This is a genomic window from Caulobacter sp. GW821-FHT11E10, from assembly GCF_058808375.1.
Map to the genome: position 1 here is coordinate 86,489 of NZ_JBXARP010000004.1, position 23,761 is coordinate 110,249.

General features: G+C 67.7%; 17 protein-coding genes. 5 read left to right on the forward strand and 12 right to left on the reverse strand.

Translation table 11 applies throughout. The annotated features are described in order from the left end of the window. Positions 1 to 46 precede the first annotated feature (46 nt). The 3 genes from AC1RRV_RS09255 to AC1RRV_RS09265 all read left to right on the forward strand — a co-directional run bounded on the left by AC1RRV_RS09255 (position 47) and on the right by AC1RRV_RS09265 (position 4,435). On the forward strand, positions 47 to 1,882 hold the full coding sequence (locus AC1RRV_RS09255; protein ID WP_492859327.1) for a sensor histidine kinase: 1,836 nt from the start codon (positions 47 to 49) through the stop codon (positions 1,880 to 1,882). 1 nt (position 1,883) lies between these two features. Further along, entirely contained in the window at positions 1,884 to 3,224 is a 1,341-nt protein-coding gene (locus AC1RRV_RS09260; RefSeq protein ID WP_492859328.1) for a sigma-54-dependent transcriptional regulator, read from the forward strand. Positions 3,225 to 3,361: 137 nt separating this feature from the next. Continuing rightward, the gene (locus AC1RRV_RS09265; protein WP_492859329.1) at positions 3,362 to 4,435 is read left to right on the forward strand and encodes an alkene reductase; all 1,074 of its coding nucleotides are present in this window, start codon (positions 3,362 to 3,364) and stop codon (positions 4,433 to 4,435) included. 21 nt (positions 4,436 to 4,456) lie between these two features. On the opposite strand, the gene AC1RRV_RS09270 is transcribed toward AC1RRV_RS09265, so the two are convergent. Then, on the reverse strand, positions 4,457 to 6,100 hold the full coding sequence (locus AC1RRV_RS09270; protein WP_492859330.1) for an NAD(P)/FAD-dependent oxidoreductase: 1,644 nt from the start codon (positions 6,098 to 6,100) through the stop codon (positions 4,457 to 4,459). 120 nt (positions 6,101 to 6,220) lie between these two features. Here AC1RRV_RS09270 and AC1RRV_RS09275 point away from each other — a divergent pair, with 120 nt between their 5' ends. After that, positions 6,221 to 6,685 carry a hypothetical protein gene (locus AC1RRV_RS09275; RefSeq protein WP_492859331.1) on the forward strand — a complete coding sequence of 155 codons (465 nt, stop codon included), beginning with the start codon at positions 6,221 to 6,223 and terminating at the stop codon, positions 6,683 to 6,685. Positions 6,686 to 6,705: 20 nt separating this feature from the next. Here the strand turns inward: AC1RRV_RS09275 and AC1RRV_RS09280 are convergent, their stop codons facing one another. From AC1RRV_RS09280 to AC1RRV_RS09300, 5 genes are all read right to left on the reverse strand, one after another. Next, positions 6,706 to 7,935, reverse strand: coding sequence for a pectate lyase family protein (locus tag AC1RRV_RS09280; RefSeq protein ID WP_492859332.1), 1,230 nt, complete (start codon positions 7,933 to 7,935; stop codon positions 6,706 to 6,708). A gap of 10 nt (positions 7,936 to 7,945) precedes the next feature. After that, a complete protein-coding gene (locus tag AC1RRV_RS09285) occupies positions 7,946 to 11,065 on the reverse strand; it encodes a sugar-binding domain-containing protein (protein WP_492859333.1) in 3,120 nt (1,039 codons plus the stop codon). Between the two features lie 14 nt (positions 11,066 to 11,079). Next, on the reverse strand, positions 11,080 to 12,042 hold the full coding sequence (locus AC1RRV_RS09290; protein ID WP_492859334.1) for a pectinesterase family protein: 963 nt from the start codon (positions 12,040 to 12,042) through the stop codon (positions 11,080 to 11,082). Further along, positions 12,039 to 14,387, reverse strand: a complete 2,349-nt coding sequence (locus AC1RRV_RS09295) for a glycoside hydrolase family 95 protein (RefSeq protein WP_492859335.1) — start codon at positions 14,385 to 14,387, stop codon at positions 12,039 to 12,041. Before AC1RRV_RS09295 ends, AC1RRV_RS09290 begins: the two co-directional genes overlap by 4 nt. Before the next feature lie 101 nt (positions 14,388 to 14,488). Beyond that, positions 14,489 to 15,364: a rhamnogalacturonan acetylesterase gene (locus AC1RRV_RS09300; protein ID WP_492859336.1), complete on the reverse strand. Its 876-nt coding sequence runs from the start codon at positions 15,362 to 15,364 to the stop codon at positions 14,489 to 14,491. A gap of 1,181 nt (positions 15,365 to 16,545) precedes the next feature. Between AC1RRV_RS09300 and AC1RRV_RS09305 the strand changes: the two genes are divergently transcribed. Next, positions 16,546 to 19,254, forward strand: coding sequence for a TonB-dependent receptor (locus tag AC1RRV_RS09305; protein WP_492859337.1), 2,709 nt, complete (start codon positions 16,546 to 16,548; stop codon positions 19,252 to 19,254). Here the strand turns inward: AC1RRV_RS09305 and AC1RRV_RS09310 are convergent. The 6 genes from AC1RRV_RS09310 to AC1RRV_RS09335 form a co-directional block, all read right to left on the reverse strand. Continuing rightward, positions 19,251 to 19,604, reverse strand: coding sequence for an L-rhamnose mutarotase (locus tag AC1RRV_RS09310; protein ID WP_492859338.1), 354 nt, complete (start codon positions 19,602 to 19,604; stop codon positions 19,251 to 19,253). The genes AC1RRV_RS09305 and AC1RRV_RS09310 overlap by 4 nt on opposite strands. Before the next feature lie 25 nt (positions 19,605 to 19,629). Beyond that, positions 19,630 to 20,358 carry an SDR family oxidoreductase gene (locus AC1RRV_RS09315; protein WP_492859339.1) on the reverse strand — a complete coding sequence of 243 codons (729 nt, stop codon included), beginning with the start codon at positions 20,356 to 20,358 and terminating at the stop codon, positions 19,630 to 19,632. A gap of 12 nt (positions 20,359 to 20,370) precedes the next feature. Next, complete coding sequence (locus tag AC1RRV_RS09320; protein ID WP_492859340.1) at positions 20,371 to 21,576, reverse strand: UxaA family hydrolase; 1,206 nt, start codon at positions 21,574 to 21,576, stop codon at positions 20,371 to 20,373. After that, on the reverse strand, positions 21,573 to 21,884 hold the full coding sequence (locus AC1RRV_RS09325) for a UxaA family hydrolase (protein ID WP_492859341.1): 312 nt from the start codon (positions 21,882 to 21,884) through the stop codon (positions 21,573 to 21,575). The genes AC1RRV_RS09320 and AC1RRV_RS09325 overlap by 4 nt, the downstream gene beginning before the upstream one ends. Beyond that, positions 21,881 to 22,915, reverse strand: a complete 1,035-nt coding sequence (locus AC1RRV_RS09330) for an aldo/keto reductase (RefSeq protein ID WP_492859342.1) — start codon at positions 22,913 to 22,915, stop codon at positions 21,881 to 21,883. Before AC1RRV_RS09330 ends, AC1RRV_RS09325 begins: the two co-directional genes overlap by 4 nt. A 76-nt stretch (positions 22,916 to 22,991) precedes the next feature. Next, positions 22,992 to 23,759 (reverse strand): IclR family transcriptional regulator, encoded by a 768-nt coding sequence (locus AC1RRV_RS09335; RefSeq protein WP_492859343.1) that lies wholly within the window; start codon positions 23,757 to 23,759, stop codon positions 22,992 to 22,994. Positions 23,760 to 23,761: the final 2 nt, after the last annotated feature.

Consider the following 23,761-nt stretch of genomic DNA (forward strand, 5'->3'; position numbering starts at 1 on the left):
GAGGCAGGTTTGTGCGAAATTCCGCACAAAGCTTGGAAGCGCGCTCATGACCCGGCCGCCGCTGCCGAATCTGGCCGACCCGATCGTGCGACGTTGGACGGTGTTTTTCGCCGCCAGCCTGATCGTGCTGGCCGGCCTGGTCGGTTTCGCCGGCGCCTTCGCCGAGCGCCGCGCGACGGCGGATCTGGCGCGTCAGGCCCAGGCCTCGGCGACCCTGCACGCGGCGGTGCTGCGCAGCGAGCTGGCCAAACACCGCTCCCTGCCCTTCGTCCTGGCCCAGGACCCCGACGTCGCCGAAACCCTGCGCTCGGCCGATCCGCGCGGCATCGACGCCTTGAACCGCAAGCTCGAGACCTTGAGCGGCGGCACCCGTGCGGCGGTGATCTACGTGTTGAACGCCAGGGGCACGACCATCGCCGCCAGCAACTGGCGCGAACCGACCAGCTTCGTCGGCTCCGACTACAGCTTCCGCCCCTATTTCCAGGACGCCGCGGCCAACGGGACGGCGGAGCTCTTCGCCCTCGGCACGGTCAGCCGCCGGCCGGGCCTGTTCATGTCCCGGCGCGTCGACGGCCGTGACGGTCCGCTGGGCGTGGTGGTCGTGAAGGTCGAGTTCGAGGCCCTGGAGGCCGAATGGTCGGCGGCCGAGCCCGCGTTCGTGACCGACTCCAATGGCGTGATCCTGGTCACCTCCATCCCGACCTGGCGTTTCTCGACCCTGCGCCGCCTGCCGCGCGCCGAGCAGGAGCGTCTGCGCGCCGAGCACCGTTTCGGCGACGCCCCGTTCCTGGTGCTGAATGCCTCCCCTGCCCCCGCAGGCGCCCGCGCGCCGGTCCTGACCAGCGTCGCGCCGCCCGGTCAGGACGAGACGCGTTACATGGCCGCCAGCGCCGATCTCGGAGCGGCGGGCTGGACGATCTATACCTTCACCCCAGTCGAGGCGGCGCTGCGGACCGCCGTGGCCGGGGGCCGGGCCATCGCCCTGCTGGCCGGCCTGGTCGCCTGTGGCCTGGCCGCCGCCGTGCTGCGCTGGCGCGGCCAGGCGACTGTCCGCGCCGCCCGCCAGGAAGCGGCTCGCCTGGAGCTCGAGGCTCGCGTCGCCGAGCGGACAACTGAACTGCGCGAGACCAACCAACGCCTGACCGTCGAGATCGAGGAGCGCCGTCGGGCGGAGGCCCACGTCCACCTGATGCAGGACGAGTTGGTTCAGTCGAACAAGCTCGCGACCCTGGGCCAGATCGCCGCCGGGGTGGCGCACGAGATCAACCAGCCCGTCGCCGCCATTCGCGCCTATGCCGACAACGCCACCGCCTTTCTCGATCGCGCCGACCAGAAGACCGCCAAGGCCAATCTCGGCCTGATCTCTGGCCTGACCGAGCGGATCGGCCTGATCACCGATGAACTGCGCGCCTTCGCCCGCAAGTCCAGCGCCCCGGCCGCGCCGGTGACGGTGCGCGAAGCGGTCGACGGCGCCCTGCTGCTCGTCGGACCGCGCCTGCGCCAGCAGGGCGTCCGTGTCATCCGCGACGAGGCCGACGAGGCCGCCAAGGTGATGGCCGAGCGCTTCCGCCTGGAACAGGTGCTGGTCAATCTGCTGCAGAACGCCATCGAGGCGTTGGAGGGCGCGGCCGATCCGGAAATCCGCGTGCAGGTCCTGGTCAAGCGTTCGCAGGTGCGGATCCTGGTCGCCGACAACGGCCCGGGCCTGGCGCCCGAGGCGGCCGACACCCTGTTCACCCCCTTCGCGACCACCAAGCCGCGAGGCCTCGGCCTGGGCCTGGTGATCAGTCGCGACATCGTCGCCGAATTCGGTGGCGAGCTCTCCCTGGAGCCAGGCCCCGGCGGCGCTCGCTTCGTCATGTCCCTGCCCAAGGCGCGCTAGCATGTCCGTGAACCAGGTCGCCTTCATCGACGACGACGACGTCCTGCGGGACGCCAATGTCCAGACCCTGCAATTGGCCGGCTTCGACGTCCTGGCCTTCGCCTCGGCCGAAACCGCCTTGGCGGCCCTGTCGCCCGCCTTCCCCGGCGTGGTGGTCAGCGACATCCGCATGCCGCGCATGGATGGCCGCCAGCTGTTTCGACGCCTCAAGGAACAGGACGAGGACCTCCCCGTCATCCTGATCACCGGCCACGCCGACGTCTCCGAGGCGGTCGAGGCCATGCACGACGGCGTCTATGACTTCGTGGCCAAGCCCTATGCGCCCGAACGCCTGGTCTCCAGCGTGCGGCGAGCGATTGAAAAACGGCGGCTGGTGCTGGAGAACCGCGAGCTCAGGACCCTCGCCGCCCAGGCTCAGAGCGATTGGCCGTTGATCGGCCAGACCCCGGTCATGGAACGCCTGCGCGCCACCCTGCGCCAATTGGCCAGCGCCGACGTCGATGTGCTGCTGGAGGGCGAGACCGGGGTTGGCAAGGAACTCGCCGCCCGCGCTCTGCACGTCTGGGGTCGTCGGCGCGACCGCGAGTTCGTCGCCGTCGACTGCGCCGCCCTGCCCTCGAGCGCCCTCGACAGCGAACTGTTCGGCCACGAGCTGGGCGCGTTCAGCGGTGCGGTTCGCCAGCGCATCGGCCGCATCCAGCAGGCCGATCGCGGCACCCTGTTCCTCGACGAGATCGAGACGCTGGCGCCGGAGGCCCAGGGCAAGTTCCTGCGAGTGCTGGAAGAGCGCGAGGTCACGCCGCTTGGCTCCAACCGCGCCCAGACCCTGGACCTGCGCGTCGTGGCCGCCGCCAAGTCGGATCTCGCCGACGCCGTCGCCGCCGGGACCTTTCGCGAGGATCTCTTCCACCGGCTGGACGTCGTGCGCATCCGCATCCCGCCGCTGCGCGAACGCCGCGAGGACGTGCCGCTGCTCTTCGCCCACTTCCTGGCGCGCGCCTGCGAGCGGTTGAACGGCGCCGAGCCCGTCGTCGACGACAAGGTGCGCTGGCGGCTGCTGAACCATGATTGGCCCGGCAATGTGCGGGAGTTGGGCCACTACGCCCAGCGCGTGGCGCTCGGCCTGGCCGACCAGGCCCCGGCGGGCGGCGTGGTCGACGCGTTGCCCCCGTTGCCCGAGCGGGTGGCGACCTACGAGGCCCATGTAATCGAGGAGGCCCTGGCCGGCTGCGGCGGCGACGTGCGCGCCGCGCTGGAGGTCCTGCGCATCCCACGCAAGACCTTCTACGACAAGGTCGAGCGCCATGGACTGGACCTGGACAAGTACCGCCAGCGGCGCTGACTCCAGGCCTTGCAGATTTCGCGAGCCCGCTTTTAGACGAAATCAGAGCCTGTTGCGGTTGCGGTCTGACGCCTCGTTCCCAGATAGCTGACAGACGCCGACGGAGGGTCGGCGCCCCTTTGAGGGACAGTCTCTACATGCCTACCCTGTTCGACACGCTGCGCGTCGGCGACCTTACCCTGCCCAATCGCGTCGTCATGGCGCCGCTGACCCGGCTGCGCGCCGGTCCCACCCAGATCCCCAACGCCCTGATGGCGGAATATTACGCCCAGCGCGCCTCGGCCGGCCTGTTGATCACCGAAGGTGTCCCGGTCTCGCCGCAGGGTGTCGGCTATCCCGGCGTCCCGGGCATCTGGTCCCAGGAACAGACCCAGGCCTGGAAGCAGGTCACGAAGGCCGTGCACGACAGGGGCGGCCGCATCTTCATGCAGATCTGGCACGTGGGCCGGATCTCGGACCCGTCGCACCTGAACGGCGAGGCTCCGGTCGGCCCCAGCCCGATCGCCGCCAAGGGCCATGTCAGCCTGCTGCGCCCCGAACGCCCCTACCCGACGCCTCGCGCCCTCGCGACCGAGGAACTCGCCGGCGTGGTCGAGGCCTTCCGCCAGGGCGCCCAGAACGCCAAGGACGCCGGCTTCGACGGCGTGCAACTGCATGGCGCCAACGGCTACCTGCTCGACCAATTCCTGCAGGACGGCTCCAACCAACGCACCGACCAGTACGGCGGCCCGATCGAGAACCGCGCTCGCCTGCTGCTGGAAGCGACCGACGCGGCGATCTCCGTCTTCGGCGCCGGCCGCGTTGGCGTCCACTTGGCCCCGCGCGCTGACGCCCACGGCATCAGCGACAGCGACCTGCCGGCCACCTTCGGCTACGTCGCCAAGGCCTTGGGCGAGCGCAAGATCGCCTTCATCTCAGCCCGCGAGCACGAGGCCGCCGACAGCCTGGGCCCGGCGCTGAAGGCCGCGTTTGGTGGCGTCTACATCGCCAACGAGAAGTTCGACCTGGCCAGCGCCAATGCGGCCATCGAGACCGGCAAGACCGACGCCGTCGCCTTCGGCAAGGCCTATATCGCCAATCCGGACCTTGTGGAGCGGCTGCGCAAGGGCGCCCCGCTCAATGCACCCGACCCGAGCACCTTCTACGGCGGCGATGGCAAGGGCTACACCGACTATCCGACCCTGGAGCAGGTCCTCGAAGCGGCCGAGTAACGCCAGAACCCGCGACGGCCGTCAGGTCGTCGCGGGGATCAGGCCTTCGGCGATGTAGGCCTGAGCCACCGCCTCGGCGATCTTGATGCCGTCGACCGCGGCCGACAGGATGCCGCCGGCGTAGCCCGCCCCCTCGCCGGCCGGGAAAAGGCCAGCGGTGTTGAGGCTTTGGAAGTCCTTGCCGCGCGTGATCCGCACCGGCGAGGACGTCCGGGTTTCGACGCCGGTCAGCAGCACGTCGGGATGGTCATAGCCGGCGATCTGGCGGCCGAAGACCGGCAGGGCTTCGCGCATGGCGTCGATCACGAAAGCCGGCAAGCAGGCCGACAGGTCCGTCAGGGTCACCCCCGGCTTATAGGAAGGAACCACCTCGCCCAGTTCGGTCGAGGGCCGGCCCGCCATGAAGTCGCCGACCTTCTGGCCCGGCGCCTGATAACTCGACCCGCCCGCCACATAGGCCAGGCTCTCCCATTTGCGCTGGAACTCGATGCCGGCCAGCGGGTGCCCCGGATAGTCGCGCTCGGGATCGATGCCGACCACGAAGCCGGAATTGGCGTTCCGCTCGTTGCGCGAATACTGGCTCATGCCGTTGGTCACGACCCGGCCAGGCTCGGACGTTGCCGCCACGACCGTGCCGCCCGGGCACATGCAGAAGCTGTAGACGGTGCGGCCGTTCTTGCAGTGATGAGACAGGCTGTAATCGGCCGCGCCCAGGTCCGGGTGACCGGCGCACGTTCCAAACCGCGCCTTGTCCATCCACGACTGCGGGTGCTCGATCCGCACGCCGATCGAGAACGGCTTGGCCTCGATGTGGACGCCCTGGTCGTAGAGCATCTGGAAGGTGTCGCGGGCGCTGTGGCCGACGGCCAGCACCACGTGCTGGGCCTCCAGATAGTCGCCGGTCGAGAGCTTCAGGCCACGCACCTTGCGCGAACCGTCGGCGGTCGTTTCGATGTCGATCTCGTCGACCCGGTGTTGCCAGCGATACTCGCCGCCCAGACCTTCGATGGTCTCGCGCATGCTCTCGACCATCGTCACAAGGCGGAAGGTGCCGATGTGCGGGTGGGCCTCGGTCAGGATCTCCTCGGGCGCGCCGGCCTTGACGAATTCGGTCAGCACCTTGCGGCCCAGATGTCGGGGGTCCTTGATCTGGCTGTAGAGCTTGCCGTCCGAGAAGGTGCCGGCGCCGCCCTCGCCGAACTGGACGTTGGACTCCGGGTTCAGCTCGCTGCGCCGCCATAGACCCCAGGTGTCCTTGGTCCGTTCGCGCACCACCTTGCCGCGGTCGAGGATGATCGGCTTGAAGCCCATCTGGGCCAGGATCAGACCGGCGAACAGGCCGCAAGGGCCTGCGCCGATGACGACCGGTCGGAGGCTGTCGGCCAGGTTCGGCGCCTTGGTGACGAGGCGGTATTCGGTGTCCGGCGTCGGACGCACGTGGTTGTCGCCAGCGAAGCGCGCCAGCACCTCGGCCTCGTCGCGCAGGGTCACGTCGACCGAATAGACCATCAGGATCGCGGCCTTGCGGCGCGCGTCATGGGCCCTGCGAGCGACCTCGTAGCTCACCAGGTCGTCGGGCGTGATCCCGAGGCGCTCGACAATGGCCGGCGCCATGGCCTCCGGCGGGTGGCCGAGCGGCAGCTTCAGTTCCGAAATACGCAGCATGTGCGCGTCTTAGCTGGAAGACGGCCGATGCGCCATCTTGTGCGCACGGGATCGTCGCGAGTTGCGATCGCGGCGCGCGTCACTAGCTAAGCTTCTCACGTAACCGCGTTCGGTGTGTTCATGCTTGCCCTGCTCCTCGCCTCAACCACCCTGCTGGCCGACCCGGCGCCCGCGCCCTGGACCTATTTCGAAGGCGCCTGGGGCTGTGAAGGGGTTTTCCTGCCCTCGAACCGCCCCCTCGCCTCGGACATCGTCTTCCGCATTGATCCGCGCAGCGGCGCCCTGGTGAAGGATCACCTCGACCGCCCGCCCGGTCGCTACGGCGCCACCGAGACCTGGGCCCAGGCGCCCGATGGCAAGACCTTCCGCGCCGGCATCGCCTCGGGCGGCGGGATGCGCTGGTATCGTTCCGAAGGCTGGACCGGCGACCAATGGGTCTGGACGCGTCAGCGTGACGGCGGCGAGCCCGAGGAGGCGTTCGCCTTCATCCGCCAGGATCCGGCGACGATGATCATCGAATGGCGGATCTCGCGAAACGGCGCGCCGATGACGGTCGGCGACCGCATCACCTGCCGCAGGACCTGAGGTTCAGGGCGCTACCCGGCTCAGACCTTCGGGTAGCCGCCGACCTCTTGCTCGTCGTCGATCACCTTACCCGTCCCGGCCTTCACCTCCCGGACGATCCGGCGGTCGACGGCGTCGCGGTCCCAGGGCCGCGCGCCGGCGTTTGCCAACACGTGTCCCTCGACCTGGCTCGAGGGCTTCAGCTTCAGCCCCTCCGGCCAGAACGGCGCCTTCTCCAGCAGCTTGATCTTCGGGAACGGGTCGGTGTTGAGGATGCGCACCGGCGGCATCTCGCTTCCGTCGGCATAGTGAGCCGGATTGTCGAAAGCGTAGAGCTCCAGATCCCCCTGCCCCTCGACGATCAGGAACGGCAGGTCAGGCCGCGTCGAGGCGCCGCCCTTCACGACATTGCCGGCGATGGCCAGTTGGCCGACGCGCCACTGGTGGCCCACCCATTCCGAGGCGTTCAGCGCGTAGTGCATGCAGCGGGTGCCGGGGTTGTAGACGAAGTTGTTGATCGTCACGGCCTCGACCCCGCCCTTGAACAGCTGGTTCCGCTCGCGGTTGTGGGCGTAGAGGTTGCCGACGATCAGCACCTCATAGGCGTTGTCGTGGATCAGGCTGCCCTTGGAGTGCTCGCCCTTGACGTGGCTGGCGTTGGACAGCCCCTCGGCGACGATGTTGTTGCTGAAGGTGATCCGGTGCGAAGTCCCGTCGCGCCACTTGGCCTGGTCCTCGCCGCCGTCGAAACGCGGACCCGAGGCCGACAGGTTCTCGTCCGTGGCCCAGCTGACCGAGCAATGGTCGACGATGACGTCATGGGCCTTCCAGCACGTGATGCCGTCGACTTCCCAGCCGCTCTTGCTGGCCTCGCCGTCACGGCCGGCGCGGACGCGGATGTGACGAACGATGACGTCGTGACTCTCGATGGCCAGGCTGCCCTTGATCAGGGTGACGCCCGGCGACGGCGCGGTCTCGCCGGCGATGGTCAGGAACGGCTCGACCACCTTGATGCTGTGGCGCTTGAGGTCGATCACCCCGGCGACGTCGAAGACGACCGTGCGAGGGCCCTTGGCGGCGATGGCTTCACGCAGCGAGCCCGGACCACCGCTTGCCAAGGTGGTCACCTTGATGACCTTGCCGCCGTCGCCGCCGGGAGTCTTCCCAGCCCAGCCCAGGCGTTCGAACACCGGCTTGCGCGGCGCGGCCAGGACGAGGCCCGGCGTCGCGGCCAGGGCGGCCGCCAGGAACGTATCGCGTCGGGTAATCATCGCGTTCTCCTTAAGCGCCGGTCGCCAACCAGGCGACGGCGTTGGCCAGCCAGCGCTGCTGCAGCGGCTTGGCCATGTCGGGCAGGCGGTGGACCAGGACCCGCGCCTTGTCCTTGCGAGCGATGAAGCTGGCCGCGCCGTTCTTGCGGTCGTGGTCGCGGCTATAGGCGGCGATGACCTCGACACCCTGACCATCGACCACCAGGCCGTTCGAGGGCTGCCCCTCGACTTGGTGCAGCACGCTCATGGCCATGTCGGCCGGCAGCCCGGCGAAGGTGGCGTGGGCGCGGACATAGTTCCAGTTGCCCATCCACGGCGCCCGTAGCCCACCGACCTGGCCAGCATAGCTGAACAGGCCCAGGCCGGAGAGTTGCTTGGCGACGCCGTCGGCGAGGCCGTCCTCCTGAACCATCGCCAGCAGCGGCGTGCCGGCCTGGACAGCGGCCAGGACCTCGGGCGGCAGTTCGCCGAGCACGACGACCGGCTTCTCGCCCTTCTTGGGCTGGGCTTCCAGGCCCGTCTGCTCACCGACCTGACGGCGAACGATCTCGTCGGTCTTCAGGCCAGAGGCGACGATGCCGGCGTAGCGGACGCCCGGTTTGAAGTCCTCGAACACCACACCCGGCGTGGCGGCCAGTTGCTCGCGGAGGCTCTTGGCGATCCCCGACACGCCGATGCGCACCGGCGTGGCGGACTTGGGGGTGGCGGCGGTGACCCAGATCTCACGGTCGGAGGCGACGTCGCCAAACGCGATGCGGATCTTGTTGAGCCCTTCGCGGCCCAAGGCCGGCGTCCGGAAGCTCTCGGCCACGAGATAGCTGAACTGGTCCGGCGATTGAGCCGGCGCGGGCCAGCGGCCCAGGACTTCGGTCTCGCCCCCGGGACCGACCAAGCTCAGCACCAGTTCGCCGGGCGCGGCCTTGCCCGTGTCGTTGAAGAACCAGATGTCCAGCTCGGCGCTGTCGCCGGCCGCATAGGCCAGGGCCCGGGGCTTGGCGATGGCCATGACCGGCCGCAGGGCCTGGCTCATCAAGGTCGGATCGGCCTTGAAGCCGCGCAGGTTGTCCACGACCCCGGAGTGGTTTTCGATCGAGGTGCTCTCCCAGCCCGAGACGCAGGCGACATCCACCGTCTCGCCCAGGCGGATGTTCTCAAGGTAGTTGCGCCAAGATTCGTAGACCTTGCGACCGACCGACAGCCACAGCTTCTCGCTGGTCGGGAAGGCCTGCTTGAAGCCCCAGCGCTCGATATAGCTGTTGGTCGTCGCCACCACGTCCTTGTGGTCTTGCAGATCGTAGCTCTTGCCACCCTTGGCCAGGATCTCGACGACCATGGCCTCATGGTTGTCGGCCGTGGCGCAGCCCTGCATCTCGCCGAACTCGACGATGAAGGGCTTGCCCTTCTGCATGTGGATGTACTCGTCCTTGGACTTGTAGAACTTGTCGTACCACTGGTCGCCGGCGCCCTGGTGTTCGACCCACCAGCCGCCCCATTGCTCGACGTCCGAGCGGTAGTAGTGGTCGTTGTACGGCAGGTACATGGCCTGGGCCGCGCCGCGCTTGACGAAGCCGTCGTTGAGGATGACCGCCCGGCTGGGGTCCAGGTCGTGCATGGCCTTCAGCACGATCTGAACGTCGGGATTGGCCAGGTTGGCGCCGATCTCGTTCTGCAGAGTGTACTGCACCAGCGACGGCCGCGAGCGGAAAGCGCGGACCATGGCCTTGCACTTCTCGAGCATGAAATCGCGGCTGAACGTGTCGGAAACCGACAGCTTCTCGCCGGGCTTGAGGTCGCGGCCGATGGCGTGACGACCGCCACCGGGCTCCATGACCCGCAGCAGGCCCATCTCATCCATGGCGTCGAAGACCTCGGGCTTGCCGACGTTGCGGTGGAAGTGCAGCGCGTTGAGGCCCAGGGCGTGGGCCGAGGTGACCTCGCGCTTGGCCAGCTCCGGCGTCGGCCACAGGCCGTTGAAGCCCCAGTAGCCCCAGGAGATCGCCGAATAGAGGCGCACACGGCGGCCATTCAGGCGCAACAGGGCGTCGGTTCCGACGCCATCGACGCCGAACCAGCGGAAGCCGAAGCGGACTTCGCGGGTGTCGACCGCCTTCTTGGTCTCGGTCCAGCGGAAGCGTAGGCGGTGCAGGATGGGCGTATCGAGATCCCAGATCTTGGCGCCCGGCGCGGCGACCGAGAACCGGACCCGCAGGCGGTGCTCGTCGATCGCCTCGATCGCCTCGATGATGGTCGTCGCCGCGACCGGCGCGCCGGCGTCGTCGACGAGGGTCACGGCGGCCTTGGCCTTCAGCTTGTCGAGGCCCGTCTTCGGCAGAGGCTTGTCGAGCACGACTTCCATGAAGCCGGTGACCTGCCGTGGCTGGGGCGTGTTCAGCACCCAGGCGTCATCGATCCGCGCCGCGCGAGGATGGACGCTCAGCGTCAGGCCACGATCGAGACCGCCGAAGCCGTGGTCGGCGAACAGCTTCAGCTTGCCCCACATCATGGTCGTGGAGTCGCGCCAGTCGAAGCGACCGCCGGGATTGGTGATGCGGATCGAGAGGCGATTGGCCTCGCCGGGCTTCATCGCCGCGCTCAGGTCGCAGACGAGCGGCAGCTCCGACATGATCGAGTAGCCGACCAGCTGCTCGTTGAGGAACACCTCCGCCCGCTTGCGCGCGCCCCGGATGTTCAACAGCACGCGCTGACCCTTGGCCGAGGCGGGGATGTCGACGGTCTTGGTCCACCACGACACGCCCTTGTAGGCGCTGTAGCGCGGCACATCGTCGTCTTCGGCGTAGCGGTATTCGTCTGGACCGTAGGGGCGCGTGCCGAACTGACCCCAGAAGTGCTCCTCGACCGTGGTCGGCAGCTTGACAGTGATCGCCTCGCTGGACGCCAAAGCGCCCCAGCCGCCGGTCGGCGGATTGACCGGCAGCTTGGCCAGCTCGAACGTCCCCGGCAGGTGGATGACGTCGTCCTTCCACGCCGCACCCTGGTCGATCCAGAGCCGCCAGCCGTCGTCAGGAATGGCCAGGGACGGCTCCGCGGCCAGGCTGGTCGTCGGCGCTAGGCCCGAGGCGGCGGCGACGCCGAGGCTGGTGGTCAGGAAACTGCGGCGATCGATACGCATGGGATAACTCGGTCCTAGGGTTTCCAGCCGTCCGAGCCCGCCAGGAATTTCCGGCGGTCCCAGGTCTTGGCCTGTTCATCGGTAAGCTGGTGGGTGCGCGGTTCGCGGGTCTTGGGGCTCGCCCCCGGACCGGTCGAGGCGTACTCGGCGAAATAGGCGGTGTTTAGCGTCTCGGTCTTGCCCGGCGTCCATTCGCGCCAGCCGGCGGGGTCCAGCGGCGCCTCGATGCGCGAGCGCATAAAGATCACCGTGGCCAGCGGTCGCCAGGCGCGGCCGAAGAAGATGCCCGTGGCGTCCTTGTCGGCGGTGATCAGGGTGCGGTCGAAGACATAGGCGCTGTCCTGGTCTGGCCGGACCTTGCTCTGGGCCGTGATCATCACGCTCTGGTGGGCGATGCCATGGATGTGACAGCGGTCGAAGAACGCCTTGGCGTCGCCGAAGATGAAGTCGACGTGGCCCTCGACGTAGCAGTCCTTGAAGTACTGCCGGCTGGGCTTGTCCTTCTTGCTGGCGGCGTAGAGCGTGTCCTGGGCGCCAAGCAGCCGAACCTTCTCCAGCACGGCCCGGTCGGCGGTGATGGCGAGGGCCACGGCCTGGGAAGGACGCGGGTCCTTCAGGTGGTAGTCGTTCTGAATGGTCAGGTTCTTGGCCCGGAAGCCGTCGCCCGAGACGTTCATCGAGAACGACTTGAAGGTGCCGCCGGCCATGTTGGCGCCGTCGCTCCAGACGATGACCACGTCCCGGGGCGTCTTACCCTTGCCGATCAGGCGCACGTTGGGCTTGGCGATCGTGACCTTCTCCCGGTACTCGCCGGGTTGAAGCTCGATCGTGCCGCCATCGGCCGGCAGGGCTTCGACGGCCGAGGTCAGGGTCTTGTAAGCCGCCTTGGGGCCAACCTTGAGCGTCGCGGCCACCGCCACATTGGTCAGGGCCGTCGACAGCAGCAGGCCGAGGAAGAGGCGTTTTCCGATCATCATGCGCGCACCAATTGGCCGCCACGCGTCACGAGACGCGCGCTCTGGCCTTTCTTGAGGTCGAGTTCCAAGGTCGAGCCGGCGTGGACCACCGTATGGCGACCGTCGGCCTTGGCCGACAGCACGGCCTCGGCCAGCTTGCCGCCCGTCCAGCGGACGTCGACGCCGACCGCGCCCCGCGCCTTGAGGCCCGTGATGTGACCCGTCGGCCAGACCGAAGGCAGGGCCGGCAGTAGATAGATGCGATCGTTGCGGCTCTGCAGGATCATTTCGGTCATGCCGGAGGTCCCGCCGAAATTGCCGTCGATCTGGAACGGCGGGTGGGCGTCGAACATGTTCGGATAGGTCCGCTCGGGACCCAGCAGCAGCTTCAGGATCTGGTGAGCATGGTCGCCATCGCCTAGCCGCGACCACAGGTTCAGGCGCCAGGCGATGGCCCAGCCGGTCGAGAGATCGCCCCGCGTCACCAGCGAGGTCTTGGCCGCCGCCGCCAGCTTCGGCGTCGTGTCGACGCTGATCTGGTCCGACGGAAACAGGCCGTAGAGGTGCGAGACGTGGCGGTGGTGGATGTCGTTGGCGTCGGCGTCCCAGTCCTCTTGCCACTCCTGCAGCTGGCCATCCTTGCCGATCTTGTAGGGCGCCAGCTTGTCGCGGGCGGCCTTGAGCTCGGCGACGAAGGCCGTATCGGCCCCGAGGATGGCTTCGGCCTTCAGGCAATTGGTGAAGAGGTCGCGGATGATCGCCTGGTCCATGGTCGGACCGGCGACGATGGACGAGCCGTGGCCATGGCTGTTCTCCGGCGAAATCGACGGGCTGGTGACCAGCACACCGAACTTCGGATCGACCACCAGGGTGTCGAGGAAGAACCGCGCCGAGCCCTTCATCAGCGGATAGACCCGCGCCAGATAGGCCTTGTCGCGATTGTAATCGTAGTGGTCCCAGACGTGCTTGCAGAGCCAGGCGCCGCCCGTCGGCCAGACGCCGTACTTGGCGCCGTCGATCGGACCCGTGGCGCGCCAGAGGTCGGTGTTGTGGTGCGTGACCCAGCCGCGCGCGCCGTACATGGCCTTGGCCATCCGGGTCCCGGTCTGGGCGATGTCTTGAACGAGAGCGATCAGCGGCTCGACCAGCTCCGGGAGATTGGTCGGCTCGGCCGGCCAGTAGTTCATCTCGGTGTTGATGTTGATCGTGTACTTGCCGCCCCAGGGCGCGGAGGTCTTGTCGTTCCAGATGCCTTGCAGGTTGGCCGGCTGGCTGCCCGGACGCGAGCAGGCGATCAGCAAGTAGCGGCCGTATTGATAGTAGAGCGCCGCCAGCGACGGATCGTCGGTCGTCGGCGACTGCTTGATCCGTTCATCGGTGGGCGACAGATCGGCGCGCGTGCGGCCGAAATCGACGCTCACCCGGCGGAACAGGGCCCGGTGATCGGCCTGGTGGTCGGCCAGCAGCTTGGTCCACGGCTTGCCGGAAACCTGGGCCAGCGTCGCCTTGTTCAGCGCGACAGGATCGCCCGATACGTCGTCATAGCGGCGATAGCTGGTAGCCGCCGCGATCAGCAGCAGCACCTCGTCGGCGCCCGTCACCGAGAGCTTGCCGCCCTGGCCCGCGACCTTGCCGCCCTTGGCGCGGACCTCGACGCGGCACTCGAACTTCAGCTGAGCGGGGATGCCCTGCTGGCTTTCGTTGACGCCGGTGAGGACCAGGGCCTGGCCCTCGACCGACGCGACCGGCTTGGACTTCATCGGGCTGGCGAACCCGAGATCGACGCTGATCGCGCCCTTGCGGCTGGCGGACAGGCGCACGGCGATCACGCCGTCCGGCGCGCTGCCGATCACCTCGCGCAGATAGCGGACACCGCCGGCCGTGAAGCCGGTGGTGGCGATCGCGCCGTCCAGGTCGAGGTCGCGGACATAGTCAGCGCTCGCGTCCCCCAGGCCCGGGAAGTCGAGCTTCAGGTCGCCGATCGTCTGATAGGACATCTGGCGCTTGGGCAGGGCCATGAACTTGGCGTCGGCCAGTTCAGTAGCCTTGGCGTACTCGCCCGCGTCGATCAGGCGGCGGATCTCTGGCAGAGCGCCGTTGGCTTCTGGATTGATCGGCTCGTAGGGGCCGCCGGCCCAGAGCGTGTCCTCGTTCAGTTGCAGTCGCTCGGCGTTCACCCCGCCGAACACCATCGCGCCCAACTTGCCCGACCCTACCGGCAGGGCCTCGACCCATTCCTTGGCCGGCTGGCGGTACCAAAGACGCTGCGGCGAGGTCTTGGGCGTGGCCGCTCGCGCCGAGCCGAAGGTCGCCAGGAGCGAGGCGCCGCCCATGGCGGTCAGGGCTGTTCTGCGGTTGGCGTCCATTGTCGTCTCCTCACCCAGGTCCACGGCCGGGCTTAGCGCCGGCGCTTCATATTTTTATATCTAAAACTAGTTTTGCATTTGGACGGCAAGGTGAAAAAGGATCAAGGGATCAGGTAGCGGCGCAGGGGCGGAACCACCTTCGACAGCTCGTCGGTGACGATCGTCGAGAAGTAGTCGGCGCCGGTCACGCCCAGGTGGGTGTAGTCGAACGAAAGCCTGGCCTGACCCATCGGTTCGACGGCGGCGTTGTTCTGAGCCACGGGCGTTGCGAGCGCGCCAGGCGCCACGGGGACGCCGGTGCTGGCGGCGATCGTCGTGCCGGTCTTGGTGGCGGCCTCGACCACCTCCGCCGAGGGCGGACGCTGAGCGAACTTCATGGCCTCGACAGGCCCCATGGCCTGGACGGCGGCCTGACTACGGGCGTGAAGGTCGACGAGAGGCGTCTTGGTCTCCGAAGCGACCTTGCGGACCGCCTCGGCCCAGGGGCCAAGGTCGTCGAGCAACTTGCCGTCCTTGAATGAACGACGGGTCAGCGGCGTCACCAGAATCGGCTTGCCGCCGGCCGCCCTCACCTCTTCGACGTAACGCTTCATATTGACGGGAAACTCAGTGACCAGATCGGTCGAGCGGCCCGGCTTGCCCGGCTGGTCGTTGTGGCCGAACTGGATCAGGACGTAGGTGTCGGTGAACCCTCCGGACTTGATCTCGTCCATGGCCAGGGCCCAGGAGCCCTCGGCGCGATAGTTGCCGCTGGAGCGGCCGCCGCGCGCCAGGTTGATGCAGGCGGCGAAGGACGTGATGTGCCAGCCGCAGAAGCTGGGGCCCCAGCCGCCCAGCACCGCGGTCGTGGAGTCGCCGACCAGCACGATCTTGATCGCCCTGAATTTCGGCGGCGCGGGCTCGGCCGCGGTCTGAGCCTGAGCGGTCAACGGCATAAGCGCCAGGGCGGCGGCCAGGGTCAGGGCTTTCAGACGCATGCGAGAACTCCGCTTTGAAGAAGAGCGGGCGGCGCTGGGGAAAGGACCGGCGCCGCCCTAGTTGGCACCTCGGGAGGAGGTGGTCTCTCGGCCTAGAAGCTGGCGCGGAAGCCGACGATGTGTCGGCCCGGATTGCTGCAGGCGATGATGATGGGATCGTTGGCGAACGGGTCGCCCAGCCGCTGGGTCGGGTTCAGCATCCCCGCGCTCGGCGACAGCTTCGAATTGAAGTTCTGGGTAACCGAGGCGTCGGCCCGGTGGTCGAACGGCCATCGATCGAGCCGTTGGCCAACGGCTGCTTGCGGTCGATGGCGTCTAGGATCGCGGCCGCCATGTGCGCGCTCATCGGTTCCCTCCCAGCTCCTCAAATGCGGCCTTCGCGGCCGTTCTTCACCGATTGTTTTGTCACCGGTGTCATTTAAGATAAGCATGCCCACGAGGCGGGAAAAAGCAGAAAGTTACCGGTAACTCACGAAAATCGTTGGATTTTCTTTGCTTATCAGGACCCGATTCAAAACAACGTTTTCCACGTCTCGATCCGTACAAAAAAGCTTCCAATCTCGCGAAAATCTCAGCCTGTTGTTGATCGAGCCTGCATTCCCCCGCATCGTCGCCTCCAACGGGGACGCCAAGAATAATAAGGGAGCGCCGGTGCCCAAGGCGGAGCGGCCGAAGCTTCGAATCGTCGAGGAAGAGGTTTGGCGTGACCACCCGGCTGGCCCGGCCGCCTGGGTGCGCGAATGGCGCGACCTTGGCGCCTTGCCGTTTCGTCTAGCGCTATGATGGACCGCCCGCCGCTTGCCCTGGCGGCGGCTCTGGCGGCGCTCCTTGTCGGGGCGCCAGCCCTAGCCGCTCAGCGCCCTGCCGACTTCGCGTTCGACCAACCCAGCTTGCCGCTCGCGCAGGCGCTGTTGGCGCTTTCCGAACGCACTGGCGTGGTGGTTCTCGCCCCTGCCCTGCCCGTCGCCAAGTGGACCGCGCCGCCCTTGAGGGGGTCCATGAGCCTGCGCGCCGCGCTCGAGCTCCTCTTGGCGAGCGCGCCACTCGACTACGTGATCGGCCCGGACGGTGTCGTCACCATCGTGAACGCGACGACGAAGCCTCGAAGGGCCTCCCGACCACCACCACCGATCGCGCCACCGCCATCTCCGCGGGAAGACAGGCCAGCCGAGGTCGCGACAGTGCGCGTCATCGCACCCGCCGGCGTCAACCAGCCCGCCGGTCTGAGGCGTCGAACCCCCTCGCCCATCGACATCCTGACCGACGAGGAGATAGCGCGATCCGGCGCGCTCAGCCTGGGTGACGCCCTGAAGGACATGCCCGGCGCCGGCGCCGTGACCGACGGCGGCGAGACGCGTCAGATCGCCATCCGCGGCGTCTCAGGACGCTTCACCCGGGTTCGCATCAACGGCATGGAGACCCTGGCGACGTTCGGCGGCGCCAATGCCGGCGGTGGCACCAACCGGGGTCGATCTTTCGACTACAACGTGTTCGCCGCCGATCTCTTCAGACAGATCCGTCTGCAGAAGACCGCCTCCGCCGACGTCGATGAAGGCTCGCTGGGCTCGACAGTAGACATTCGCACCCGCTCGCCGTTCGACCTGCGCGACCGCAGCCTGCTGCTCTATGCCGAGCAGACCTACAACAGCCGCGCCCAGCGTTTGGCGCCGCGTGGATCGGTGGTGCTGTCTCGTCGTCTGGCCGATGACAAGCTGGGCGTCTTGCTGTCAGCCGCCTATTCGCGCCGCTACGCCGTCGACGCGGGCAGCACGGCCGGCGGTTGGCAATCGGGCGAAGCGCTTTTCCCCGGCTTCGGCGCTGTCACCGGCGGCGCGAGCCTTTCCGATGTCAACACGGCGCTCCACGCCCGCATTCCGCGCCTCGAACTGATGACCGCCAATCAGTCCCGCCTGGGCCTGACGGCGTCGGTGGACTGGCGCCCATCGGATCGGACCCGCGTCTCGCTGGACCTGCTCTACGCAACCCTGGAGTCCAAGCGGAACGAGTTCCTGCTCGAAAGCTTCACCTTCCGCACCGCCGGCGCCTGTGGACCTGGCGCGCCGCCGGCTTGTGGGTTGAACGGCGTCACCGCGATCAATCCGGTCATCACCTCGTCTCGTCCCGGCGTGCCGGTGCTCATCGCTGGAACCTTCGACGGCGTCGATGTGAAGTCCGAAGCCCGCTACGACGAGCTCGACACCATTTTTCGGCAGGTCACCCTCTCGGCCACGCACCGGCTTTCCGACAAGGTCGAGGCCACCGTGCTGGCGGGCTTCTCGCGCTCGGACTTCAGCAATCCGATCCAGAACACGCTGCACCTCGACCAGTACGGCGTGGAGGGTTTCGCCTATGACTTCCGCAACCGGGCCCATCCTTTCGTCAGTTATGGCGACGCGGTGCTGGACCAGGCCTCCGCCTGGTCCCTGTCGGAGTTCCGTGACGATCCGAACTGGGTCGACAACAGCTTCAAGACCGCCGGCTTCGACCTGCACGGCGAGGGTCCAGGCCTCGATTGGCGAATTGGCGTCCTGCACAAGGACTATCGCACCACTGCCATCACCCTGACCCGCTCCGACGGGACGATCGCCAATCTGAACGGTGACATCCCTGCAGCGCTGGCTGCCGTTTCGGTCGCGGACTACGTGCGATCGGTCGGCGCCGGCGCATCGTTCGGCGCGGTCGCCCCGCCCGGCCAATGGCTGGCGCCCGACATCGCGCGGGGCCTGACATTATTGCGCCGCGCTTGCGCCCAAACCGGTTGCGACGCTTTCCGACTGGGCCCGAACCCCGTCGCCGCCACGAACTACACGATCGGCGAGCTCGACGACGCGGCCTATCTGCTGCTGTCACGGCCGCGTACGCCCAGTCGACGATTGTGGGGCGATATCGGCCTGCGTTGGGCGCGCACCGGGCAGAACTCGACCAGCCCGCAGGTGCAGGCGGACGGCACGCTGAAGTCCGTGCGCGCCCGACGCAGCTACCAGGACCTGCTGCCCTCGGCCAATCTGGTCTGGGAGGCGACGCCCGACCTCACTGTTCGGTTCGGCGCGGCCAAGGTCATGGCCCGGCCCGATCTGCCCGATCTTCGCAGCCTGCGGCCAGGCTTTACGATCTCCACCACCAGCCTGAAGGCCGTTTCGGCCGGTGATCCAGACCTGCGCCCTACCCACGCCTCCAATCTCGACCTCGCCGTGGAATGGTTCGCGCCGAATGGCGGGGCCGTTTCGGTCGCTGCCTATCACAAGTCGATCGCCTCGATCGTCCAGCAGACCATCACCCAGCCTGCCCCGTTCTCGACCAACCCCTATGGCCTGCCGGACAGCGTCGCGGTGCTGTCCTGCGGCGGCGCGGTGGGCTGCGATCCAGCCTTGCCGATCTGGCAGTTCATCCGGCCAGCCAACACCGGCAAGGGAAGACTCGACGGTCTTGAGGTGTCGGCCGCAACGCCATTGGGCGCGCCGGGTTCGCGCCTCGCGCCTTGGCGACTGCAAGGCTCGCTGGCCTATACGCGGTCAAAGGTGCTCTATCGAATGCCCGGCGGCGCGCTCGAACCGATCGAGGACGCCCTCGGCGGCCCGCGTTTCGTGGGAAATCTGGCGCTCGTCCATGGCGGCGCGCGTTGGGACACCCGGGTCAGCCTCAATCATCGGGGACGATACCTGTCGGCCATCCCGTCCCTGACCGGCGGCGATTCCGACGGCTTCGCCCCCATCACGACAGTGGACGCTTCGGTCCGCTACAAGCTCTCCCGCGAGATCACCCTGACGGCCGACTTCGCCAATCTCACCGACGCCGTCGTCCGCCAGTTCATCGATCGCAGCGAGATCCCCAACTATCAGCATCGCACCGGACGCGATTTCCGAGTGGGGCTACGCTTCCGCTACCGCTAGGACTGCTCGGCCAGGGCGAAGATCCGCGCCATCGGCAGCCATTTCTCGCCGGGTTCCGCCGCCGGCAGGGGGCGTTGGAACTCCCACATCAGCCGCTCCCACGCCTGGACGTCCTCCGAGGCCATGTCGGCCGCGCCCTTGGCCTCGGGCGAGAAGTTGGGCCCGGTCTCCATGATCATGAACAGCCGGTCGTGGACCCGCCAGATCTCCATGTCCCGGATGTCGGCGTCGCGGATCGAGCGGATCACCGCTTGCGGAACTTCGCCCGGGCTGTGCCAGGCCTCGTATCGCTCGATCAAGGCGGGATCGTCCTTCAGGTCGAGGGCGAAGCACTGGCGCAGAAGTGTCATCGATTCTGTCCGGACCTTGCGGTGATCAGTTGATCCAGCCGCCGTCGATGATGTGGATCTGGCCCGTGGTGAAGGCCGACTCGTCACTGGCCAGATACAGCGCAAGCTGCGCCAGCTCCTCGGGCTTGCCCAGGCGTCCCATCGGCTGGCGTCCCGTGAAGGCCTGGCGAGCGGCCTCGTAGTCGCCGGTGTCGGCCAGACGCTGGTTCAGCGAGGGCGTGTCGACCGTACCCGGGCAGATGGCGTTGCAGCGCACGCCCTGCCCCACGAAGTCGGCCGCCACCGCCTTGGTCAGGCCGATCACGGCCGCCTTGGTGGCGCCATAGGCGAACCGGTTGGGCACGCCTTTGATAGAGCTGGCCACCGAGGCCATATTGACGATCGAGCCCCTGCCCGCCTCCAGCATGCCCGGGAGGAAAGCGCGGATCGTGCGATACTGGGCGGTGACGTTGATGTCGTTCGAGAAGGCCCAGGCCTGTTCATCGCAGTCCAGGATCGTGCCGGAATGGACGTAGCCGGCGCAGTTGAACAGCACGTCGATCGGACCCAGCTCGGCCGCGAGCGCGTTGATCGCCTCCGGATCCAGCACGTCCAGGCGGCGCATTTCGCAGCCGACCACCTGAGCCAGCAGCGTCTCGTTGAGGTCAGTGGCGATCACGCGCGCGCCTTCGCGGGCGAACAATTCCGCGCTGGCCCGGCCGATGCCTTGCGCCGCCGCCGTCACCAGGGCGGTCTTTCCAGCTAGTCTTCCCATTCGGATGCTTCCTTAGCTCGCGCGCCGCAGCGGCAGGCAGGCCGGACCGATGGGGTCGAAGGCCTTGTAGGTGAGGATGAATTCCTGGTGCCCCAGGGCCTCGGACACGGTCCGCTGGCCGCCGGCCACGGCCAGCACCAGATCGAAGATCTCGTCGCCGACCTCGTCCAGCGTCCCGCGACCTTCCATGATCCGGCCGGCGTCGATGTCCATGTCGCCGGCCAGCTTCCGATAGGTCTCGGGGTTGGCGCAGACCTTGATCACCGGCGAGACGGCGGAACCGACCACCGAGCCGCGCCCGGTCGTGAACAGAGTCAGGTGCGCCCCGCAGGCGATCAGCTCGACGATTTCGGCGTTGTCGGAGATGTTGGGAAAGCCGAACCGCACTTCGCCGTCGGGGACGACGTCCAGCAGGTAGAGCCCGCCGGAGGGCGGCAAGTCGCCGGGCTTGATGATGCCCACGATCGGGGCCGAGCCTGACTTGGAATAGGCTCCCATCGACTTTTCTTCCTGGGTCGTCAGGCCGCCCTCGGCGTTGCCCGGCGCGAAGCTGCCGTAGCCCATCACCGTATAGTAGGCCTCGGCCTTGCGGACGCTGGCCTCGAGCTCGACGCCCAGCTCCGGCGTCAGCGCGCGGTCGGCCATGATCTTCTCGCAGCCAACGAGTTCGCCCGTCTCTTCGAACACACAGGCCGCGCCGGCCGCGCCCAGGCGATCGAAGGCTCGCCCGACGGCGGGATTGGCGGTGATGCCGCTGGTGCCGTCCGAGCCGCCGCAGATGGTGCCGACGACCAGTTCAGAGACGTCCATCGGAACGCGCGGGGTCTGGTCGGCGATCGCCTTCAACCGCGCGACCGCTTCGACGCCCTTGCGGATGGTCTCGGCGGTGCCGCCGCTCTCCTGAATGACCAGAACCTCGACCGGACGGCCGCTGGCGGCGACGGCCGCGCGTAGGGCTTCACGGTTGAAGCTCTCGCAGCCCAGCGAGACCAGAAGCACGCCACCGATGTTGGGATGCGTCCCGATCGCCTGCATGACCTTCAGGGCGTAAGCATTTGGATAACAACCCGGAAAGCCGATCAGGTGAATGTCGGGATCGTCGCTCTTGGTGACGATGGCCCGGGCTACGTGATGGGCGCACTCGACCAGATAGGCGACCGCAACGACGTTGCGGATACCCTTGCGCCCATCGGCGCGTTGATAGCCCTGAATGCTCATCGCGTCTGGTCCTCGCCGGTCGGCTCGCCCGTCGCCTGGCGGGTATGGCTGGCGATGTAGTCGCTCTTCATGTTGTGCATGTGGACGTGGGCGCCGGCCTCGGCTGGTGAGGTCATCGAGCCGATCGGCGCGCCGTATTTCAGGATCTGCTCGCCAGCGATCAATGCCCGGCGCGCGATCTTGTGGCCAACCGCGACATCGCCCGGCGCCACGACGATCGCGCCGTCGATCTCGATCGCCTGCCCGGCGCGGATCGCCTCGGCGAGCACCAGGACGTTGTCGTCGTCATGCAGCAGAATCGGCTTCATGCGGCGGCTCGCGTCGCCGGAACGGGCGCATTGGCGCGAACCAGGCCTTCGGCGCACAGCGCCGTCCAGAGGGCGTCAGGGATTTCCAGGTCCATCCAGTTCGTCGCGTCCTTCACCTGGCCGGACGTGGCCATGCCGGGGATCACGCTCAGCACGGCCGGATGGGCTAGCGGGAATTGCAGGGCGGCGGCGGCCAGCGGAACGCCGTGAGCGGCGCAGACCTGGCGCAGGCGTCCCACGCGCTCGACGATCTCCGCGGGCGCCGGCTCGTAGTTGTAGTGCAGCGTGCGGCCGGTCTCGACCAGGGCGCCGGAGTTGAAGGGCCCGCCAACGATGATCCCGACGCCACGCGCGACGCAGCGCGGCAAGAAGCCGTCGAGCGCGGTCTGCTCCAGCAGGGTGTAGCGTCCCGCCAGCAGGAAGACGTCGACGTCGGCGTGATCCAGGATCTGTTCGCAGACCGCCTGCTCGTTGACGCCGAGGCCAATCGCCCCGACCGCGCCGCCGTCGCGCAACTCGCGCATGGCGCGGTGGCCGCCGTCGAGGAAGTCGCGCAGGTGGCTCGCGTGCGCCGCGCCGTGGGTCTCGTGGCCCAGATCGTGAGCCAGCAGAACGTCGATGCGGTCACGCTTCAGGCGACGCAGGCTGTCCTCGAACGACCGCATGACGCCGTCATAGCCATAGTCGAACACCGGCTCGAACGGCGCGGCGTCGACGAAGCCATGGCGTTCGCGTTCGCGGCTCTCGATCGGCTCCAGGCGGCGACCGACCTTGGTGGAGATCATCGCCTCGCGACCTTCCAGCGCCTGCCCCAGGCGGGTCTCGCTGAGGCCGAACCCGTAGTGCGGCGCGGTGTCGAAATAGCCTATCCCAGCGGTCAGAGCGGTGTTGATCACCTCGCGGGCGGCGGCGTCCGACATCGCCGCGTAGAGGTTACCGACAGACGCGCCGCCGAACCCCAGGCGCGGCAGGCGCATCAGGGTTTCCGACCGCTTCTCGGCGACATCCATGCGCGCTTCCAACCCGTTCATTTATAAAATCAATCTTGCTGATAAAATCCCATTCCGAACACACCAAGTCAATCCAAGGCCTCGACCTGGACCGGATTTAGGCGGTCGGGCGGATCTCCGCGGTGATCTCGGCGGCGGCGGCCTGAAGGCTCGCGATGGTGTCCGGCATGGGGATCGCGGTCGGCGTGTCAACATAAGGACAGGTCAGAGCCGCGGCGACCCCGTCCGGGCCATAGATCGGCACGGAAAGATCGATCACGGCCTTGGTCACATAGCTGCCGGCGCGCACATAACCGTCCTTGCGCGCCTGGGCGGCATTGGCCTCGAAGGCCTTCCAAACGGCGCTGTCGGTCTCGACGTTCAAGTCCTCGCCCCAGCGACGGCGAACGCTCTCGGATTGAAAGGCGAACAGCACCAGACCCGAGGTCGCTTCGACGATCTTGCGGCGATAGCCGATCCGGACCGAGAAACCCTGGTCGCCGGGCGCCTCGATCCGGGCGACGACGACCATCTGGTCGGCGCTGGCCACGGCGAGGTGACAGGATTGGCCGATCCTCTGGCAGACGGCGCGCATGATCGGCAAGGCGGCTTCGAGCAGATCCTTGGCCGGCGCGCGGGTCATGCCCAGCGCGAACAGCTTGTTGGTCAGGACCAGACCGTCCTCGTCGGCGGCCCGGCCGACATAGCCTCGCGCCTCCAGGACCTGAACCATGCGGAAGAGCTCGCTGGACGACCGATCGAGAGCGGCGGAGATCTGGGCCAGGGTCAGGCCGCTTCGGTTGGCGGCCAACAGTTCCAGGACGTCCAGCCCCTTCTCGAGGGCGGGAGCGCGATATTCTCGCTTCTTGGCGCGGGTGTCGGACATGG

What these genes read in the sequence shown, in the direction of transcription:
- AC1RRV_RS09295 (WP_492859335.1), bottom strand. Translation starts at nt 14,387, where the DNA reads ATGGACGCCAACCGCAGAACAGCCCTGACCGCCATGGGCGGCGCCTCG.
- AC1RRV_RS09260 (WP_492859328.1), top strand. Translation starts at nt 1,884, where the DNA reads ATGTCCGTGAACCAGGTCGCCTTCATCGACGACGACGACGTCCTGCGG.
- AC1RRV_RS09275 (WP_492859331.1), top strand. Translation starts at nt 6,221, where the DNA reads ATGCTTGCCCTGCTCCTCGCCTCAACCACCCTGCTGGCCGACCCGGCG.
- AC1RRV_RS09310 (WP_492859338.1), bottom strand. Translation starts at nt 19,604, where the DNA reads ATGACACTTCTGCGCCAGTGCTTCGCCCTCGACCTGAAGGACGATCCC.
- AC1RRV_RS09270 (WP_492859330.1), bottom strand. Translation starts at nt 6,100, where the DNA reads ATGCTGCGTATTTCGGAACTGAAGCTGCCGCTCGGCCACCCGCCGGAG.
- AC1RRV_RS09290 (WP_492859334.1), bottom strand. Translation starts at nt 12,042, where the DNA reads ATGATGATCGGAAAACGCCTCTTCCTCGGCCTGCTGCTGTCGACGGCC.
- AC1RRV_RS09280 (WP_492859332.1), bottom strand. Translation starts at nt 7,935, where the DNA reads ATGATTACCCGACGCGATACGTTCCTGGCGGCCGCCCTGGCCGCGACG.
- AC1RRV_RS09335 (WP_492859343.1), bottom strand. Translation starts at nt 23,759, where the DNA reads ATGTCCGACACCCGCGCCAAGAAGCGAGAATATCGCGCTCCCGCCCTC.
- AC1RRV_RS09325 (WP_492859341.1), bottom strand. Translation starts at nt 21,884, where the DNA reads ATGAAGCCGATTCTGCTGCATGACGACGACAACGTCCTGGTGCTCGCC.
- AC1RRV_RS09300 (WP_492859336.1), bottom strand. Translation starts at nt 15,364, where the DNA reads ATGCGTCTGAAAGCCCTGACCCTGGCCGCCGCCCTGGCGCTTATGCCG.
- AC1RRV_RS09255 (WP_492859327.1), top strand. Translation starts at nt 47, where the DNA reads ATGACCCGGCCGCCGCTGCCGAATCTGGCCGACCCGATCGTGCGACGT.
- AC1RRV_RS09285 (WP_492859333.1), bottom strand. Translation starts at nt 11,065, where the DNA reads ATGCGTATCGATCGCCGCAGTTTCCTGACCACCAGCCTCGGCGTCGCC.
- AC1RRV_RS09320 (WP_492859340.1), bottom strand. Translation starts at nt 21,576, where the DNA reads ATGAGCATTCAGGGCTATCAACGCGCCGATGGGCGCAAGGGTATCCGC.
- AC1RRV_RS09315 (WP_492859339.1), bottom strand. Translation starts at nt 20,358, where the DNA reads ATGGGAAGACTAGCTGGAAAGACCGCCCTGGTGACGGCGGCGGCGCAA.
- AC1RRV_RS09330 (WP_492859342.1), bottom strand. Translation starts at nt 22,915, where the DNA reads ATGAACGGGTTGGAAGCGCGCATGGATGTCGCCGAGAAGCGGTCGGAA.
- AC1RRV_RS09265 (WP_492859329.1), top strand. Translation starts at nt 3,362, where the DNA reads ATGCCTACCCTGTTCGACACGCTGCGCGTCGGCGACCTTACCCTGCCC.